At 65.3% G+C, this 1,656-nt stretch carries 1 protein-coding gene; it reads left to right on the forward strand.

Translation table 11 applies throughout. From position 1 onward, the window contains the following. Positions 1-126: 126 nt before the first annotated feature. On the forward strand, positions 127-1,656 hold a 1,530-nt coding region (locus CHC02_RS29760), incomplete at its 3' end, for an Ig-like domain-containing protein (RefSeq protein WP_244906827.1).

Raw genomic sequence — 1,656 nt, forward strand, 5'->3', positions numbered from 1 at the left:
ATGGCGGGCATCTGTTTTTTGCGGCGGGATGAGAACCTACACCCTGTAATTATCTGGCTACCCAAACCCATGCATAATCTGATTGACAGTTCCCTGTATTTCTCGGTCATCACCGAGAACTCATTGATGCAAGCCCTCCTCCTGGATCCGACCCGGGCGAGTGCCGGCCAGACGCTGATGACGGCGCCTGGCGCGCTGCATATCCTGCAACACTCCGTGTCCGCGTCCGGCGAAGACACGCTGGTAGCCTCGCGCGCCGGCGAAGACCTGCTGCTGGCCTTCCGCGGCCAGGAAACCTCCCCGGCGCTGACCCTCAAGCAGTTCTTCGTCAATGATGGCCACCTGCACGTGCTGCGCCAGGACGGCGAACTCCTGCGCGGCATCGTTGCGCAGGACCGCCCCAGCCAAGGGCCGCTGAGCTTCGGCGCCGAGCCCCTGGGCGCCATCGAGCAGCACGCCGAAGCCCCGGCGCTGGCGTCCCTGCAGCAGGCCATGTTCCCCGCCGAGCCCGCTTCCTTCTCGCTCGTGGCCGCGGCCGATGCTCCCCCGCGCATCACCAGCGCAGTCGACAACATGGGCGGGATTACCGGCGAGCTCACCTCCGGCGGCGTCACCGATGACAAGAAGCCCCCGCTGCAAGGCACCGGCACCCCGGGCTCGATCCTGGAAATCCTCGACGGCACGGAAGTCATCGGCGAAGTCACGGTTCACCCCAACGGCGAATGGGTCTTCGATTTCGACGAGAACGACGCCTCGCCCCTGGCCGAAGGCGGCCACGTATTCACCGCGCGTGTAAAGGGCAGCGGCGAGACCTCCGATGCCTTCGCGCTGATCGTCGACTCCCTCGCCCCCACGCGCGTGATCATCGAGGGCATTTACGACGACCGCGGCGACCTGCTCAAGATCGGCAGCAACACCCACACCAGCGATAACACCCCGCTCTTCAAAGGCACTGCCGAAAAGCTCAGTGTCGTGGAGATCTACAACGGCAAGGTCCTGATTGGCACCACCCGTGCCGATGGCAAGGGCGAATGGACCCTCTCCCCGCCCTTCACCCTGCCGGACGGCAACTACACCATCACCGCCAAGGCTTCCGACTACACCGGCAACATCGGCCTGGCGTCCATCGCCTACAAGTTCAGCATCGACACCATTCCGCCGGCGGTACCGACCATTCTCCAGGCCGATGACAACTTCGGCTCCCTGCAAGGCGCGCTGGCATCCGGCGCGCTGACCGACGACCGCACCCCTACCCTTTCCGGCAAGGCCGAACCCGGCCTCACCGTGTTCGTCTACGACAACGGCAACCTGCTGGGTACCACCACCGCCGATGCCGTCAACGGGATGTGGTCGTTCACCCCGGACCCGGCCCTCGGCGACGGCATCCACCGTTTCACCGCCGTTGCCCGTGACCAGGCCGGCAACACCAGCACCGAAAGCGATGCCTTCGAACTGATCCTGGGCGAAGACCGCACGCAGACCCCCACCATCGAGAGCGTGCAGGACAATGTCGGTGCCATCCAGGGCGAACTGGTCCCGGGCAGCGAAACCGACGATGCCCGTCCGACCCTGGGCGGCAAGGCGCTGCCTGGCGAGACCATCGAGATCTTCGACAACGGTGTCCTGCTGGAGAAGGTCGTCGCCAACCCCGCCGGC

The organism is Pseudomonas delhiensis, from assembly GCF_900187975.1.
GTDB lineage: Bacteria > Pseudomonadota > Gammaproteobacteria > Pseudomonadales > Pseudomonadaceae > Pseudomonas > Pseudomonas delhiensis.